The organism is Kitasatospora sp. NPDC001683, assembly GCF_053596495.1.
Genome location: NZ_JBSFGK010000010.1, coordinates 39,570 through 54,250, shown reverse-complemented (window position 1 = coordinate 54,250; position 14,681 = coordinate 39,570). Strand labels below are relative to the sequence as shown.

General features: G+C 73.5%; 16 protein-coding genes. 6 read left to right on the top strand and 10 right to left on the bottom strand.

Annotation, left to right across the window (positions count from 1 at the left end; genetic code table 11):
• Nucleotides 1-74: 74 nt before the first annotated feature.
• Nucleotides 75-818, bottom strand: a complete 744-nt coding sequence (locus ACWCYO_RS08050) for an SDR family oxidoreductase (protein WP_270148064.1) — start codon at nt 816-818, stop codon at nt 75-77.
• Between the two features lie 112 nt (nt 819-930).
• Between ACWCYO_RS08050 and ACWCYO_RS08045 the strand changes: the two genes are divergently transcribed.
• Nucleotides 931-1,551 carry a TetR/AcrR family transcriptional regulator gene (locus tag ACWCYO_RS08045; protein WP_270148063.1) on the top strand — a complete coding sequence of 207 codons (621 nt, stop codon included), beginning with the start codon at nt 931-933 and terminating at the stop codon, nt 1,549-1,551.
• Here ACWCYO_RS08045 and ACWCYO_RS08040 read toward each other — a convergent pair.
• Nucleotides 1,544-1,879: a TetR-like C-terminal domain-containing protein gene (locus ACWCYO_RS08040; protein ID WP_449783749.1), complete on the bottom strand. Its 336-nt coding sequence runs from the start codon at nt 1,877-1,879 to the stop codon at nt 1,544-1,546. The two genes, ACWCYO_RS08045 and ACWCYO_RS08040, sit on opposite strands and share 8 nt — an antisense overlap.
• Here ACWCYO_RS08040 and ACWCYO_RS08035 point away from each other — a divergent pair.
• On the top strand, nt 1,856-2,386 hold the full coding sequence (locus tag ACWCYO_RS08035; RefSeq protein ID WP_270151510.1) for a hypothetical protein: 531 nt from the start codon (nt 1,856-1,858) through the stop codon (nt 2,384-2,386). The genes ACWCYO_RS08040 and ACWCYO_RS08035 overlap by 24 nt on opposite strands.
• A gap of 50 nt (nt 2,387-2,436) precedes the next feature.
• Here ACWCYO_RS08035 and ACWCYO_RS08030 read toward each other — a convergent pair whose 3' ends face one another.
• From ACWCYO_RS08030 to def, 3 genes are all read right to left on the bottom strand, one after another.
• On the bottom strand, nt 2,437-2,955 hold the full coding sequence (locus ACWCYO_RS08030) for a hypothetical protein (RefSeq protein ID WP_270148062.1): 519 nt from the start codon (nt 2,953-2,955) through the stop codon (nt 2,437-2,439).
• A gap of 74 nt (nt 2,956-3,029) precedes the next feature.
• Complete coding sequence (locus ACWCYO_RS08025; protein WP_449783791.1) at nt 3,030-3,686, bottom strand: class I SAM-dependent DNA methyltransferase; 657 nt, start codon at nt 3,684-3,686, stop codon at nt 3,030-3,032.
• A gap of 4 nt (nt 3,687-3,690) precedes the next feature.
• Nucleotides 3,691-4,320: a peptide deformylase gene (def, locus tag ACWCYO_RS08020; protein WP_449783748.1), complete on the bottom strand. Its 630-nt coding sequence runs from the start codon at nt 4,318-4,320 to the stop codon at nt 3,691-3,693.
• An 18-nt stretch (nt 4,321-4,338) separates the two neighbouring features.
• Between def and ACWCYO_RS08015 the strand changes: the two genes are divergently transcribed.
• Nucleotides 4,339-4,857 (top strand): ArsR/SmtB family transcription factor, encoded by a 519-nt coding sequence (locus ACWCYO_RS08015; RefSeq protein WP_449783747.1) that lies wholly within the window; start codon nt 4,339-4,341, stop codon nt 4,855-4,857.
• Nucleotides 4,858-4,863: 6 nt separating this feature from the next.
• Here the strand turns inward: ACWCYO_RS08015 and ACWCYO_RS08010 are convergent, their stop codons facing one another.
• The 5 genes from ACWCYO_RS08010 to ACWCYO_RS07990 all read right to left on the bottom strand — a co-directional run bounded on the left by ACWCYO_RS08010 (nt 4,864) and on the right by ACWCYO_RS07990 (nt 11,564).
• Nucleotides 4,864-5,409, bottom strand: coding sequence for a hypothetical protein (locus ACWCYO_RS08010; protein WP_270148059.1), 546 nt, complete (start codon nt 5,407-5,409; stop codon nt 4,864-4,866).
• A gap of 60 nt (nt 5,410-5,469) precedes the next feature.
• A complete protein-coding gene (locus ACWCYO_RS08005) occupies nt 5,470-7,374 on the bottom strand; it encodes a serine/threonine protein kinase (RefSeq protein WP_449783746.1) in 1,905 nt (634 codons plus the stop codon).
• Nucleotides 7,375-7,488: 114 nt separating this feature from the next.
• Nucleotides 7,489-8,424, bottom strand: coding sequence for a hydroxymethylbilane synthase (hemC, locus tag ACWCYO_RS08000; protein ID WP_449783745.1), 936 nt, complete (start codon nt 8,422-8,424; stop codon nt 7,489-7,491).
• Nucleotides 8,425-8,526: 102 nt separating this feature from the next.
• Nucleotides 8,527-10,842 (bottom strand): ABC transporter permease, encoded by a 2,316-nt coding sequence (locus ACWCYO_RS07995; protein ID WP_449783744.1) that lies wholly within the window; start codon nt 10,840-10,842, stop codon nt 8,527-8,529.
• Nucleotides 10,839-11,564, bottom strand: coding sequence for an ABC transporter ATP-binding protein (locus tag ACWCYO_RS07990; protein ID WP_270148055.1), 726 nt, complete (start codon nt 11,562-11,564; stop codon nt 10,839-10,841). The genes ACWCYO_RS07995 and ACWCYO_RS07990 overlap by 4 nt, the downstream gene beginning before the upstream one ends.
• 139 nt (nt 11,565-11,703) lie before the next feature.
• On the opposite strand from ACWCYO_RS07990, the gene ACWCYO_RS07985 reads away from it, so the two are divergent.
• From ACWCYO_RS07985 to ACWCYO_RS07975, 3 genes are all read left to right on the top strand, one after another.
• Nucleotides 11,704-12,543 carry a sensor histidine kinase gene (locus ACWCYO_RS07985; RefSeq protein WP_270148054.1) on the top strand — a complete coding sequence of 280 codons (840 nt, stop codon included), beginning with the start codon at nt 11,704-11,706 and terminating at the stop codon, nt 12,541-12,543.
• Between the two features lie 11 nt (nt 12,544-12,554).
• The gene (locus tag ACWCYO_RS07980; RefSeq protein WP_449783743.1) at nt 12,555-13,256 is read left to right on the top strand and encodes a response regulator; all 702 of its coding nucleotides are present in this window, start codon (nt 12,555-12,557) and stop codon (nt 13,254-13,256) included.
• A 188-nt stretch (nt 13,257-13,444) separates the two neighbouring features.
• Complete coding sequence (locus ACWCYO_RS07975; RefSeq protein ID WP_449783742.1) at nt 13,445-14,653, top strand: cytochrome P450; 1,209 nt, start codon at nt 13,445-13,447, stop codon at nt 14,651-14,653.
• Nucleotides 14,654-14,681 lie beyond the last annotated feature (28 nt).

Here is a 14,681-nt window from a genome sequence, read left to right as displayed (position 1 = left end):
ACGGAGGGTGACGGATTCACCACAACGCCCGGCCCGGGAGCAGTCCCCGGGCCGGGCCGTACGTCATGCGGTGCTCAGCGGCCGGTGGGCAGGTTGGCTCCGCCGGTGCAGTCCAGCACCACGCCGGTGACGAAGGTGTTGGCCGCGAACATGTGGATCGCCCGGGCGACCTCCTCGGGGCGGCCGACCCGGCCGACCGGGGTGGTGGCGGCGAGGCCGTCGAAGAGGGCGGTGCGCCGCTCGGCCGGAACCCGGTCCCACCACGGGGTGTCGATGACGCCGGGCGACACGGCGTTGACCCGCAGCGGGGCGAGCTCGACGGCCAGCGGCGGGACCATCGCCTCCAGCGCGCCGTTGATGGCGGCCAGTCCGGCGGTGCCGGGGAAGGCGGAGCGGGCGGAGGCGGCGGTGATCAGGGTGACCGAGCCGTCCTTGCGCAGGTGCGGCAGGGCCGCCTGGAGGACACGGACCTGCGGCCAGAACTTGGCGTCGAAGCCGTGCGCGAGGTCGGCGAGGTCGAGCTGGGCGAACGGGCCGCTGCCGGCCGCGCCGCTGACCGCGACGACCAGGTGGTCGACGGTGCCGGTCCCGGTGAAGAAGCGGGCCAGGGCGGCCGGGTCGGTCGCGTCCAGCTGTGCGCCGCTGGCCTTGCCGCCGATCCGGGCGACGGCGGCGTCCAGCTTCTCGCGGTCGCGGCCGGTGATCACGACCTCGGCGCCGTCCGCCGCGAATGCGGTGGCGGCCGCCTCGCCGATGCCGGAGCTGCCGCCCATCACGACGACGCGCTGACCGGCGAAGAGGTTCGATGCAGTGCTCATGGTTCTGGCCCTTCCGGCTTTTCGAGTGCTTGTCGAGACCGCTGGTTCCGGTAATGATGGTTGCCGAGACTGTTAGTCTTGTCAAGGGCGGCCGAAAGAAAGGGACACCACGATGAGCGAGACCGACACCCACGCCGAACAGGGCCCCTCCACCCGGCCGCACACCGGCCGCCGCCGCAACGAGGCGGCCCACCGGGCGATCCTGGACGCGGCCCTGCGGCTGCTCGCCGACTCCGACGGCACGCCCGTCACCATCGACGCCATCGCCCGCACGGCCGGCGTCGGCAAGCAGACCGTCTACCGCTGGTGGCCCTCCAAGGGCGCCGTCCTGCTGGACGCCCTCACCGACCGCGCCGACCAGGACGTCTCCGACCAGCCCGACACCGGCGCCCTGCGCACCGACCTGCGCGCCTTCATCGAGACCACCTTCGACGCCGCCCAGCGCGGCACCACCGCCTCCGCGCTGCGCACCGTCGCCCGCGAGGCCGCCCGCGACCCGCACCTGGCCGAACTGATGCGCACCTTCACCGCCACCCGGCGCACCGCCCTGCACGAGCTCCTCGCCCGGGGCCGGGAGCGCGGCGAACTGGCCGGCGACGCCGACCTGGACCTGATCGTGGACCAGGTCTACGGGGTGTTCTGGTACCGCTTCCTGCTCGGCCACGGCCCACTGGACGCGGCCGTCGCCGAGCGCCTCGCCGCCACCCTGACCGAGGGCAACCGGGTCAGCTAGCGCCCCGGCGCCGCACCAGCGGCAGGTACACCTCGTCGACGATCTCCACCAGCACGTCGTCGGGCGCGCTCGGCACCCCGCGCACCACGAACTCGTTGCGCAGCAGCACCACCGTCACCGTCGCCACCCGCAGGTGCAGCACCTCGGGCGCCGCCTCGCCGCGGGCGACGGCCCGGCCCAGCACGGTGAGCCAGGGGGCGGCCGCCGCGTCGCCGGACTGGTCCTGCAACTGCGCCAGGAACTCCGTCGCACCGCCCGCGGCGGCCAGCGGTTCGCGCAGCACCCCGCCGAGCGGGGAGCTCCAGTGCCGGTTCGCCTGGCGCAGCAACTCCAGGGCGTCCGGGTCGACTGGACGCCCTTCGACGTCATCTCCCTCGACCTCTACCGCTCCGCCGAGACCGCCGACCGCTTCGCCGACGGCGTCCGCGACCTGACCGCCCAGGGCAAGCCGGTCGCCATCACCGAGTTCGGCTCCGCCACCTACCGCGGCGCGGGCGACCGGGGCGCGCTCGGCCTGTCGGTGGTCGAGTACGGCCCCGACGGCCCGGTGCGCCTCGACGGCGGCCACCAGCGCGACGAGCCCGGCCAGGCCGCCTACCTGCGCGAACTGCTGACGTCCTTCGACGCCGGCGGGATCGAGGCCGCCTTCGTGTTCACCTTCGCGCTCTACGACTTCGTCCACCGCCCGAACGGCGATCCGCGCGAGGACCTCGACCTGGCGAGCTACGGCGTCGTCAAGGTGTACGAGGACCGCCCGGGGAGCAGGTTCGCCGGCCTCCCCTGGGAGCCGAAGGAGGCCTTCACGGCGGTCGGCGAGTACTACCGGACGAACTGAACGCAGCGGCGCAGGAAGTCGGCCGGTCCGACTTCCTGCGCTCAGGAGATTCAAGCCGTACGGCGGCGGTAGTACGCGATGCCGAGGGCGATGGTGATCGGGCCCCAGAGCATCGCGGGGCTGACGCAGACCCGGTACAGGGCCTCCCACCAGATGTTGCCGAACCCGACCTCGTCCACCACACCGAACCAGACGAGCGGCTGCAGCCCGAACAGTCCGAACAGCACCAGCCCGCCCAGCAGCGTCGCGATCAGCGGCCCGAGCGGCGGCACCCGGTGCCCCCGCAGGAACGGCACCCAGCGCGGGAACACCTCACCCCACCCGCTGACCAGCCCCACGGTGAGCAGCGCCAGCGCCTCGGTGATCAGGCTCAGCGCGAACACGTACGGCGTGTCCCACCATTCGTAGGCCGGGGCGGCCGGATCCACGAGGCCCATCCGGAAGTCGAAGGCGAACGGCAGCCGCCACAGGCAGTGCGGCAGGAGCACGAACGGCAGGGCCCTGGCGAGGCGCAACGCCCAACGGGGAACCGGGCGTTCGGTGTCACCGACCGGGATGTTCTTCAACATGCGTCCACCCTCGCCGGGGCCACCCCGCCCCCACCTCGACCGCGGGGCGGAACCGGCTCCCCCGGCAGAGCCAGTCAGGCATGCGCCAGCAAGCTGACATAGCCCCGCTCCGGATGCTCCGGCCGGGCCTGGTCCAGCCGGGTGGTGACGGTGAATCCGGCCCCGGCCAGCAGCTCGACCAGCCGGTCGCCCGGGACCAGGTACGAGGTGTACGACACCGGATGCCCGTACGCCGAGCCCGGCCGCGACTGCCCGTCCCCGGTGTGGCCGCCCAGCAGCAGGTGCCCGCCCGGGGCGAGCACCCGGTGGAACTCCGCGAACAGCGCGGGCAGTTGCTCGTCCGGTGTGTGGTGCACCGAGTACCAGGCGAGGATGCCGCCGAGGGCACGGTCGGGCAGCTCCAGCGCGGCCATCTCGCCCTGCTGGAAGCGGAGTTCGGGGTGGGAACGGCGGGCGAGCGCGATCATCTCCCCCGACACGTCCACCCCGAAGGCCGGCAGGCCGAGCGCCGCCAGGTGGGCGGTCACCTTGCCCGGGCCGCAGCCGAGATCAGCTACCACGCCGCCGCCCGACTCCCGCACCAGCTCGGCGAAGGCCGCGAGCATGGCGCGCGAGAGGGGGTCCATTCCGGCGGGCGGGACGACCAGCCGGGCGTAGTCGGCGGCGACGGTGTCGTAGGAGCGGCGGACGGCAACGAGGTGGCCGGCGGCGGGGCGGGCCGGTTCGGTCACCACCTCACCCCACCGTCTTCGCGGCCTTCGCGGCGCGCTCGGCGAACACCTTCTCGCGGCGGTCGGCGGTCTGCTTCATCATCCGCTTGCGGTCGCGGGCGGAGAGCCGGTCGATGTAGAGGCCCCCGTCCAGGTGGTCGGTCTCGTGCTGGAGGCAGCGGGCGAAGTAGCCGGTGCCCTCGATCGTCACGGGCTCGCCGTGCTGGTCGACACCGCGCACCACGGCGTGGGCCGGGCGGGCGAGCCGGGTGTTGGCGCCGGGCACGGACAGGCAGCCTTCGACGTCCTCGATCAGGGGGCGGCCGGGCTCCTGCTCCTCGACCACCGGGTTGAGCACGTGCCCGACGTGCCGGACGCCGTCGTCGTCGGGGCAGTCGTAGACGAACAGGCGCAGGTCCACGTCCACCTGGTTGGCGGCGAGTCCGCAGCCGTCGGCGACGTACATGGTGGCGAACATGTCGTCGATCAGCCGGGCCAGGCCCTCGCTGCCGAAGTCCTCCTCGGTCGCCGTACGGCAGGTGCGACGGAGGATCTCCTCCCCCACCTCGGTGATCCGCAGGACGGTCGGACCTTCGCGCGACTCGGACACGGTCGCTCCCCCTCGATCTCGATGGACTTGCTGTCGACTTTGCAAAGTAGCAGACTTTGCAAAGTGACCGAAGACATCGTCAGAACCGGAGCCCTCCCCGAGCACGCCGTCCGCACCGCGCTGCTGGGGCTGCTCGCCGAAGGCGGCACCCTCACCTCCACCGAGGCGGCCGCCCGACTCGGGTACAGCTCGGGCCTGTGCTCGTTCCACCTGCGACAGCTCGCCCGGTACGGCCTGATCGAGGAGGCCCCGGCCACCGACGGCCGGGCCCGGCCGTGGCGGCTGCCCCAGGACCGCCCCGCCGAGGACGACGACGGCTTCGGCGAGCTCGCCCGCGGCCTGGAGGACGAGAGCTACCAGCACTGGCTCGCGCGGCGCGCCGAGGCCCCGGCCGACTGTCAGCGGGACGAGGCGTTCAGCGCCGTCGTCCACCTCACCCCCGAGGAGCTGACCGCCGTCGCGGACGCCGTGCGACAGTTGCTCGCCCGCTACCGCGACCGGGACGCCGACCCGGCCGCGCGGCCCGCCGGGTCCCGTCCGGTCGCCGCCGTGACGCGCCTGTTCCCCCTGCTCGACCGCTGAGGAGTGTCAGGCCACCCGGGCCCTGGTCACCGCCCGGGCCACCGGCCCCACCACCAGCCCCAGCGCCGCCCCCAGCACGACGCCCTGCACGCCGTCCCAGACGTCCTGCACGTCACAGGCCCGCCCGAGCGCGGGCACCGCGTACTGCAGCGCCGACACCGCGAACGGCAGCACCGCCGCACCCAGCAGCGCCACCGCCGCCCGCCGCCGCGTCCCCGCCAGGGCGGCCGCGAAGCCCACCGGGGCGTACGTCGCGAGCTTGAGCTCGATGTGCCGCACGTGCAGCAGCTCGTACGCCGAACGCGGCCGGGCGCCGGACACCGTGCAGTGCCGCGCGGCCTCGGCCGCGTGCCGGAGCACCGACGGCCGGAACGCCTCCGGCAGCAGCGTCGCCACGACCACCCCGCCGAGCCCGAGCAGCAGCAGGAAGCCCACCACCCAGTGGGCCCGCAGCAGCCGCCCCACCGGCCGGTTCAGCAGGGCCGCCGGCACCAGCGAGAGCAGCAGCCCGGGCCAGAAATTCGGCATCCCGCCGAGCACCGCACTGATCACGCCTCAACGGACGCCCCGAACACTCGGCCGGTTCTCACCTGATCGGAACAGGTGTCCGGTTCACTCGACGATCAGGTACCGCTGCTCGCTCTCCCCGCTCACGCAGTTGCCGGTGATCTGCGGCCCGCCGGTGCAGTCCCCCGGTCCCGAGGTGAAGACGGTCCAGATGTACACGCCGGGCAGCTTGGGCGTGTAGGTCAGGTCCAGCCCGGTCTGCCAGGGCAGGTACTCCCAACTCGTGGCGCCCGGCGCCAGCACGTTCACCGAGGAGTCGGTACCGGCGCTCGCCCAGCTGAAGCTCACCGGCTGCCCCGCCTTGACCACCTGCTGGTCCTTCGGGAAGACCGGGATCGGGGCCGAGGGCGCGGACTTGACCGGGTTGGTGTACTGCTTGGCGGCCGGCTGGACGTTCAGGTAGCGCGTGGCGCTCCAGCCGCTGCCGATGCTGCCGTTGGCGGTGTTGGCGCCGACCACGGCCCACTGGTAGACCCCGGCCTCGGTCGGCTTGAAGGTGCAGTCGGCGGAGGTGAGCCAGCCGGAGGCCTGCCAGGGCTCGTTGCCGCGCTTGGTGAAGACCTTGGTCACCGCGGCGGACTTGTCCCAGCTGAGCACCAGCGACCGGCCCAGGGTGAGGGTGTCCTTGTCCGCCGGGGTGAGCAGGCCGGCCGGGTGCGGGGTGCCGCTCGGCACGGCCGCGGGCGGGCCCTGGGTCGAGCCGGTGGCGCCGATGCCGCCCGCAGATCCGCCGGTCACGCAGTCCGGCGGGTTCCCGTCGTCCGTGGCGACCACGAAACCGCCGCCGGTGGCCAGTCCGGCGCTGTCGCCCTTGTCCCGCAGTAGGTACACCGGCACCAGTACCGCCCCCGCGACCAGCGCCAGCACGCTCGGCAGCAGCACCCCCAGCCGCCGCACCCGGAGCCGCCGGGCCACCGCCTCCGCGGGTTCGGTCCGCGCCCAGCCGTCGACCCCGTACGGATCGGTGCCCAGCAGGGTCGGCACCCGGGTGGAGGGCACCCGCCCGGGCAAGGCGCCCGACCCGGGTGCCACCAGCGGCGCCTCCGGCACCGCGGGCTTGACCCGCAGGGCCTCCGGCAGCCACGAGCCGGTCGGCCCGTCGTACCCGGGCCGCCCGAGCCGCTCCAGCAGCTGGGCGGGGGTGGGCCGGTCCTCGGGGCGGCGGGCCAGGCAGGCGGCGACGACCGGGCGCAGGCCCTCGGGCAGGCCGGTGAGGTCCGGCTCGGTGTGCATGATCCGGTAGAGCAGCACCTGCGGGTCACCGCCGCCCCCGTACGGATCGACGCCGGCGGCGTGGCAGAGCACCCGGCCGAGGCTGAACACGTCGCAGGCCGGGCTGAGCGGCTCGCCCGCGATCTGTTCGGGGGCCATGTAGCCGGGGGTGCCGATGACGGTCTGGGTGCGGGTGATCGAGGCGCCGTCGAGGGCGCGGGCGATGCCGAAGTCGATGACCCGCGGGCCGTCGTCGCCGAGCAGGACGTTGGAGGGCTTGAGGTCCCGGTGGACCAGTCCGACCGCGTGGATCGCCGCCAGGGCCTCGGCCAGCCCGGCGCCCAGCACCCGCAGCACCGGTTCGGGCAGCGCGCCGTGGGCGGCGACGGCCGCGTCCAGGGACGGGCCGGGGATGTAGGCGGTGACCAGCCAGGGCGGGTCGCCCTCCGGGTCGGCGTCGACCACCTGGGCGGTGTGGAAGCCGCCGACCCGCCGGGCGGCCTCCAGTTCCCGGGTGAAGCGGAGCCGGAACTCCGCGTCGGTGGCGAGGTCCCAGTGCACGCACTTGACCGCGACCAGCCGCCCTCCCGGCGAGCGGCCCAGGTACACGACCCCCATCCCACCGCTGCCGAGCCGGGCCAGCAGTCGGTAGCGGCCGCCGATCACCGTCGGATCGGTAGGTCTCAACGCCTCCACGTCCCACCCCCGGCGTGCGCGTTCCACGTCCTGCGGAGCCATGGTGGCTGATGAGACATCAACTCTCCGTCCCCGCAGCGGAAATCATCTCAGCTGCAGATGCGGCAGACCAGTTCACGAAGGCAAAAAGATCAGCCGGGCGGGGCCCGGGCAAGCTCAGTGCGGGATCGAGGAGATCAGCTCCTGTGCCCCCTGCCGCTTGAGCGCCAGGGCGACCGAGGTGCCGAGGTCCTCCGGGCTGAGCGCGCCCGCCCACTCGTGGGCGTCCAGCACCCGCTTGCCGTCCGGGCTGAACACCCGGCCGCGCAGCGAGAGCCGGCCGTCCGCCTCGGCCCTGGCGTAGCCGGAGATCGGGCTGTTGCAGTGGCCCTGCAGCGCGTGCAGGAACATCCGCTCGGCCGCCGCCTCGCGCCAGGTGTCGTGGTGGCCGAGCCCCGTGACGGCCTCGATGGTCGCGCTGTCGTCCTCGCGGCACTGCAGGACGAGGATGCCGGCGCCGATCGGCGGGCACATCTCCTCGACGCCGAGGACCTCGGTGATCCGGGCCCGCTCGCCGATCCGCTCCAGGCCGGAGACGGCCAGCAGCAGCGCGTCGACGTCGCCGGCCGCCAGCTTGGCGAGCCGGCTGTTGGCGTTGCCGCGGATCGGGACGCACTCCAGGTGCGGGTGGGAGGCGGCGAGTTGGGCGACGCGGCGGACGGAGGAGGTGCCGATCCGGGTGCCGGGCGGGAGTTCGGCGAGGGTCAGACCGCCGGGGTGGACGAGTGCGTCGCGGATGTCGTCGCGGCGCAGGTACGCGGCGAAGACGGTGCCGGCGGGCAGCGGGCGGTCGGCGGGCACGTCCTTGAGGCAGTGCACGGCGACGTCGGCCTCCCCGGCGAGCAGCGCGGCGTCGACCTCCTTGGTGAACGCGCCCTTGCCGCCCAGTTGGGCGAGGTCGCCGGTCCAGCGGTCGCCCGAGGTGGTGACCGGCACCACCTCGGTGCGCAACCCCGGGTGCAGTTCGGCGAGTTCGGCGCGGACCCGGTCGACCTGGGCGAGCGCCATGGGAGAGGAGCGGGAGACGATGCGGATCAGCTCAGCGGTGGCCATGGCGCGATGATAGGCGCTCGAACACCGGCGGTTGGCGGTGCGTCAGCCGTACGGCGGACGGCCGGGCGGTGGACCACCCGGCCGTCTCCGTCCCGTGGGACCTCACTCGTTGTGCAGCACCTCGGCGATCGGCAGCCGGGACGCCGAGCGGGCCGGGAGGAGCGCGCCGAGCACGGCGATCGCGACCCCCGCCAGGGCGAGGGCGATGAGCAGCGGGGCGCCCCAGACGTTGATGGCGTTCTCCGGGAAGTCGATGATCGCGACGTTCTCGGTGATCAGCCGGTGCGCCAGGATCCCGAGCGGGATGCCGATGATCCCGCTGGCCACGCCCTGCCAGGCCACCGAGGTGACCGTCATCGCGACGACCTGCCGGGGCGTCATCCCGATCGACTTCAGCATGCCGAGGTCGCGGCGGCGTTCGCGGATGGTGAGCAGCAGGGTGTTGAAGACGCCGAGCGCGGCGACCACCGACAGCAGGACGGAGAAGGTCGTGCTGAAGGACTTGATCGCGACGACGGATCCATCCGTGCCCGGCGTGGACACCGAGGCCGACAGGCTCGGGTCGGCGTCCGTGACGGCCTTCTGGTAGGCCACGGCGTCGGTGCCCGCGGCGAGCTTCACGTCGTACTCGACCACGTGCGGGTCGGGGGTGAGCAGGGCCCTGGTGGCGGCGTTGGAGGAGATCGCGTTGGCGTTGCCCTGGGCCTCCTTGCCGACGATGGTGACGGTGGTCTGCCGCCCCTCCAGGACCAGGGTGACCCGGTCGCCGAGCTTGAGCCCGTGCTGGTCCAGGAAGGCCGGCCCGGCCTCGATCTCGTTCAGCCCGGTCGCCAGGCGTCCCTCGACGACGTCGAGCCGCCGGTGGTCGACCATGGCGTCGCCGCCGTAGAAGTTGGCGAAGACCAGCTGGGGCTGGCCGAGGATGCCGACCCGGACCAGTCCGCGGACGGATACCCGCTCGGCGCCGGGGGTGGCGTGCAGCATCGCCTCGGTCTGGTCCGGGGTCAGCCGGGCCTCGATCTTGTTCTCCGAGAAGGCGCTGGTCTGCACGTCGATGTGGGTCCTGCCGTCGGGCACGGCCCCCATGGTCCTGGCCAGGGTGCTGCTCACTCCGGTGGTCACGGTGACGGTGACCACGCCGAGCACGATCGCCGCCATGGTCAGCGCGGTGCGGGCCGGGCGGGCGAAGGGCTGGCCGAGGCCGAGGCTGACGGCACGCGGCAGCCTGGTGCCGCTCAGCCAGCGCTGGACCTTGAGGCCTCGCCCGGTGCGCGGTGCGCTGCCGGCCGAGATGGCCTGGGCGGCGGAGAGCCGATGGGCGCGCGAGGCGGGCACGAGCGCGGCGAGGGCGACCAGCAGCGGGACGCCGATCAGGGTGGCGGCGGGCAGCCAGCCGGCCGGTTCGATCACGGCGGTGCCGGTCGCGATCCCGGAGAACGCGGTCTGGAGGATCGGGTACGAGGCCGCCCAGCCGGCCGCCGTGCCGAGGATCGTGCCGACGACCGCGGGCACCGAGACCATGGTCAGGTAGACGGTGACCACCTGGCGCGGGGTGAAGCCGATCGACTTCAGCACGCCGATGTGCCGGTAGCCGGAGATCACCGCGCCGCTCACCACGTTGCCGACGATCAGCGCGGCGACGACCAGGCCGAGCACGCCGAAGACCGTCATCAGGGGCAGGTAGGCGTCGGCGCCCGCCGAGAAGGCCTGCTTGAGCACCAGGTAGGACTGCCCGCTCTCGACGGCGTCCTCGGGCAGGCCCTCGGTGGTGTCGGCGAACGAGGTGGTCAGCTGCTGCTCGGTGGCCGCGTCGGTGAAGCGGTAGAGCATCTGTCGGCCGGTGGGGTGCAGGGCGGCCGCCTGCTCGGGGGTGACCCAGCCGCCGGAGGACTGGCTCATGCCGCTCGCGAAGCCGACGATGGTGAGCTTCAGCCCGGTGCTGGTGGTGAGCGGCGTGCCGAGGAACCGAGCCGCACCGCCGCCGCCCATGTTGATGACCACCTCGCCGGGTGCGGAGGCCCAGCGGCCGGACAGCAGTTCCACCCGGTCCACCGGCGCGGACGCGGGGTCGGGTCGGCCGACCAGGGTCAGCGGGCCCGGTGGGCGGCCTACCCAGTCGGTGGGGATGGTCACCACGGCCTGGTCGAAGGGCCCGGCGGCCGCCTCGACGCCCGGCCGGTGGGCGGTGGCGGCCAGTTGCTCCGCCGAGGCCTTGGCCGGGTCGAAGAGGGCGGTGACGTGCGGGCCGCGCTCGGCCTCGAAGGCGGCGTCGAACGGCGCCCGGGCGGCGCTGATCACCGCGAGGGCGAGCAGTACGGTCGCGGTGGAGCAGAAGACGACCAGTCCGATCACGATGGTCTGCACCCGGCGGCGCTTCACGGCCGCCCGCGAGGCGCGCCACACCGCACCACCGTTCATGACTGCGGCTCCAGCATCCGCTCGCGCGCCACCCTGCCGTCCGCGACCTCGACCAGCCGGCTGGCGCAGCGGGTGGCCAGGTTGGGGTCGTGGGTGACGATCAGCAGGGTCTGCCCGATCTGGTTGAGGTCGATCAGCAGGTCCATCACCTGCTCGCCCGAGCGGCTGTCCAGCGCGCCGGTCGGCTCGTCGGCGAGCAGCAGCGCCGGGCGGTTCATCAGGGCGCGGGCCACCGCGACCCGCTGGCGCTCGCCGCCGCTGAGCGCGGCCGGGTAGACGTCCTTGCGGTGCGCGACGCCGAGTTCGTCCAGCAGCTCCAGTGCCCGGCGGCGGGCCTGCTTGGCCGTGGTGCCGGTCAGCTGGGCGGCCAGGGCGACGTTGTCGAGGGCCGGGAGGTCGTCGATCAGGTTGAAGAACTGGAAGATCATGCCGATGTGGCGGCGGCGGAAGAGGGCCAGCCCGTTCTCGTTCAGCCCGCCGAGGTCCTGGCCCTGCACCCGGACGGTGCCGGAGCTGGGCCGGTCCAGCCCGGCCACCATGTTCAGCAGGGTGGACTTGCCGCACCCCGAGGGGCCCATCACGGCGACCGCCTCGCCCGCCCTGATCCGCAGGTCGACGCCGTCGAGCGCCTTGGCGTCGCCGAACTCCTTGTGCACCCCGGACAGCTCGACGACGAACGGCGTGTCGTCGGGCCGGGAGGTCCCGTCGTGGTCGTTGCTCATGGTCGACGACGGTAGGCGCGCCGGGCCGGGCCGGGCGTCCCACCCCGGGTGTAACCACAGGTCGCCGTAGTACCGGGGATGTACGGGGGCGGCACCCCCGGATGATGTCGATCAAGCTCCCAGCTGGGAAGCTGGCACCGTGTGGGGAACGGAGACGGACTGGATCGCGGTGGCGGTGGCGGGCACGGCCTGCGCCGGCGCCGGCTGGCTGGGCGTCGCGCTGGTCCGGGCGCGCCGGCTGTACCGGGCGGCCATCGGCGAGCGCGGCTGGCTGCTGGAACGGGAGCGGGAGAGCGCCGCGAGCGCCGCCGTGGACGCCGAACGGGCACGGATCGCCTCCGAGTTGCACGACATCGTGAGCCACAACGTGAGCCTGATGGTGGTGCAGGCCGGGGCCGCGCGCGAGGTGCTGGCCACCATGCCGGAGGAGGCGGCGGCCGCGATGGGCGCGGTCGAGGCGGCCGGACGGGACGCGATGACCGAACTGCGGCACCTGCTGGGCCTGCTCGCCCCGGCCGCGGACGGCAGCGAGGAGCCGGAGCCCGCCGAGTTCGCGCCGCAGCCGAGCCTGAGCCGGCTGAGCCCGCTGATCGACCGCTTCGCCTTCGCCGGGCTGCCGGTGGAGGTGCGGATCTCCGGCGAGCCGCGCCCGCTGCCCGGCGGCATCGACGTGACGGCGTACCGGATCGTCCAGGAGGCGCTGACCAATGCGCTCAAGCACGGGGACGGGGTGACGGCGGAGGTGACGGTGCGGTACGCGGACCACTACCTCCGGGTGGAGGTGCTGAACACCGGCCCGAGCGTGCTCTCCGGCGCGGCCGCGTCCTCGCCGGAGAGGCCGAAGCAGGCGGACGGCGCCGGGCGCGGGCTGCTCGGCCTGCGCGAACGGGTCGCGGTGTACGGCGGGGACCTCGACGCCCGGCGCCGGATCGGCGGCGGCTTCCGGGTGCGCGCCCGCATCCCACTGGACCGGCCGTGACGGAGGGCCCCATGACGGAGACCGAACAGCGCCGCCCCCGGGTGGTGATCGCCGACGACCAGGAGCTGGTCCGCACCGGCTTCCGGATGATCCTCACCGCGCGCGGCATCGACGTGGTCGCCGAGGCCTCCGACGGCGCCGAGGCGGTGGCCGCCGCCGTCCGGCACCGGCCCGACGTGGCCCTGCTGGACATCCGGATGCCGACCATGGACGGCCTGGAGGCCGCCCGCCGGATCCTGGCCCAGGTGCCCGACTGTCGGGTGATCATGCTGACCACCTTCGACCTGGACCACTACGTCTACGCCGCGCTGTCCGCGGGCGCCAGCGGCTTCCTGCTCAAGGACGTCACCTCGGCCCATCTCGCCGCCGCCGTCCGGCTGGTGGACACCGGCGACGCCCTGCTCGCCCCGTCGATCACCCGCCGGCTGGTCGAGCGCTTCGCGACCGGCGCTCCGCACCCGGCCGCCCGCGGCGCCGACTCGCCGCGGCTGCACCGCGACCTCGCACCGCTCACCCCGCGCGAGGTGGAGGTGCTCGGGCTGCTCGGACGCGGGCTGTCCAACGCCGAGTTGGCGGTCGAACTGACCCTCAGCGAGTCGACGGTGAAGACCCATGTGGCCCGGATCTTCGCCAAGTTGAACCTGCGCGACCGGGCCCAGGCGGTGGTGCTCGCCTACGAGACCGGACTGGTCTCACCGGGCGTGAACGACTGAGCCGGCAATTCCCGTGTGCCGGAAGGCCAATTCACCTGACAATCGGCCAGCTCACTCGTTCGGGGGAACCAGTCCGGGGGTTCACATTTTTGCCAGTCCACGGGGCAGCATCTGCATGTCCGCGCCCGAACCACCGGAACCGTTTCGGGCGGCGCCACCCCGCATGACGAAGACCATTGGACAGGCCCGTGACCACCAACCCCCCCGTGTGGGACTGCCCCTTCCACCACACCGACGGCCTGGAGTTCGACCCCCTCCTCAAGCGCCTGCTGACGGAGGCCCCGATCGCCAGGATCCGACTGCCGCACGGCGAGGGCGAAGCCTGGCTGGCCACCCGCTACGAGGACGTCAAGGTGGTCACCACCGACCGCCGGTTCAGCCGCGCCGCCGGCATCGGCCGCGACCTGCCCCGGATGACGCCCGCCACCATCGCCCAGGCCGAATCGATCAACCTGATGGACCCGCCCGAGCACAACCGGCTGCGCCGCCTGGTCGCCCAGGGCTTCACCAACCGCCAGGTCGAGCGGATGCGCCCGGCCACCCAGCGGATCGTCGACGGCTACTTCGACGAGATGGAGGAGCACGGCGCCCCGGCCGACCTCGCGCACTTCCTCTCCAACCGGCTCCCGCTCACCACCATCTGCGAGCTGCTGGAGATCCCCGAGCCGGACCGCGACCGACTGCGCGGCTGGGCCGTCGCCATGATGCGGATGGGCCCTGGCAGTGGCGAGGGCCAGGAGGAGGCGAAGGCAGCCCTGCGGGCCTACTTCGCCGAGTTGACCGCCACCCGCCGCGCGCACCCCGGAGCGGACCTGATCAGCGCGCTCGCCACCGCCCGGATCGGCGAGGACCTGCTGGACGAGGACGAGTTGGCCGTCATGGCGATGGTCCTGCTGGTCACCGGCCACGACACCACCACCTACGACCTCAGCAACATCACCTACACGCTCCTCACCCACCCCGAGCAGCTCGCCGAGCTGCGCGCCCAGCCGGACACGCTGCCGCAGGCCCTCGAGGAGTTGCTGCGCTTCATCCCGTTCCGCCAGGGCCCCGGCATCGCCCGGGTCGCCACCGAGGACGTCGAACTGGGCGGGGTGCTGATCCGGGCCGGCGAGGCCGTGCACGTCTCCTACCTGACCGCCAACCGGGACCCAGCGGTCTACGAGCACCCCGACGAGCTGGACTTCGACCGCGCCGCCGGGCCCGTCAACATGGCCTTCGGCCACGGCCAGCACCGCTGCCTCGGCTCGCACCTCGCGCTGATGGAACTGCAGATCGCCATCGGCACCCTGCTTCGGCGCTTCCCGGGGCTGCGGCTGGCCGTCGACCCGTCCGAACTCGACTGGAACTCCGGCTCGATCTGGCGCTTCCCGCGCACCCTGCCGGTCGCCTGGTAGCAACTCCCCTCCGCCACACCGTTCCCGC

Excerpts from the sequence above, each read along its gene's own strand:
- ACWCYO_RS08050 (WP_270148064.1), bottom strand. The coding sequence starts at position 818 with ATGAGCACTGCATCGAACCTCTTCGCCGGTCAGCGCGTCGTCGTGATG.
- ACWCYO_RS08045 (WP_270148063.1), top strand. The coding sequence starts at position 931 with ATGAGCGAGACCGACACCCACGCCGAACAGGGCCCCTCCACCCGGCCG.
- ACWCYO_RS08030 (WP_270148062.1), bottom strand. The coding sequence starts at position 2,955 with ATGTTGAAGAACATCCCGGTCGGTGACACCGAACGCCCGGTTCCCCGT.
- ACWCYO_RS08005 (WP_449783746.1), bottom strand. The coding sequence starts at position 7,374 with ATGGCTCCGCAGGACGTGGAACGCGCACGCCGGGGGTGGGACGTGGAG.
- hemC (WP_449783745.1), bottom strand. The coding sequence starts at position 8,424 with ATGGCCACCGCTGAGCTGATCCGCATCGTCTCCCGCTCCTCTCCCATG.
- ACWCYO_RS07995 (WP_449783744.1), bottom strand. The coding sequence starts at position 10,842 with ATGAACGGTGGTGCGGTGTGGCGCGCCTCGCGGGCGGCCGTGAAGCGC.
- ACWCYO_RS07990 (WP_270148055.1), bottom strand. The coding sequence starts at position 11,564 with ATGAGCAACGACCACGACGGGACCTCCCGGCCCGACGACACGCCGTTC.
- ACWCYO_RS07980 (WP_449783743.1), top strand. The coding sequence starts at position 12,555 with ATGACGGAGACCGAACAGCGCCGCCCCCGGGTGGTGATCGCCGACGAC.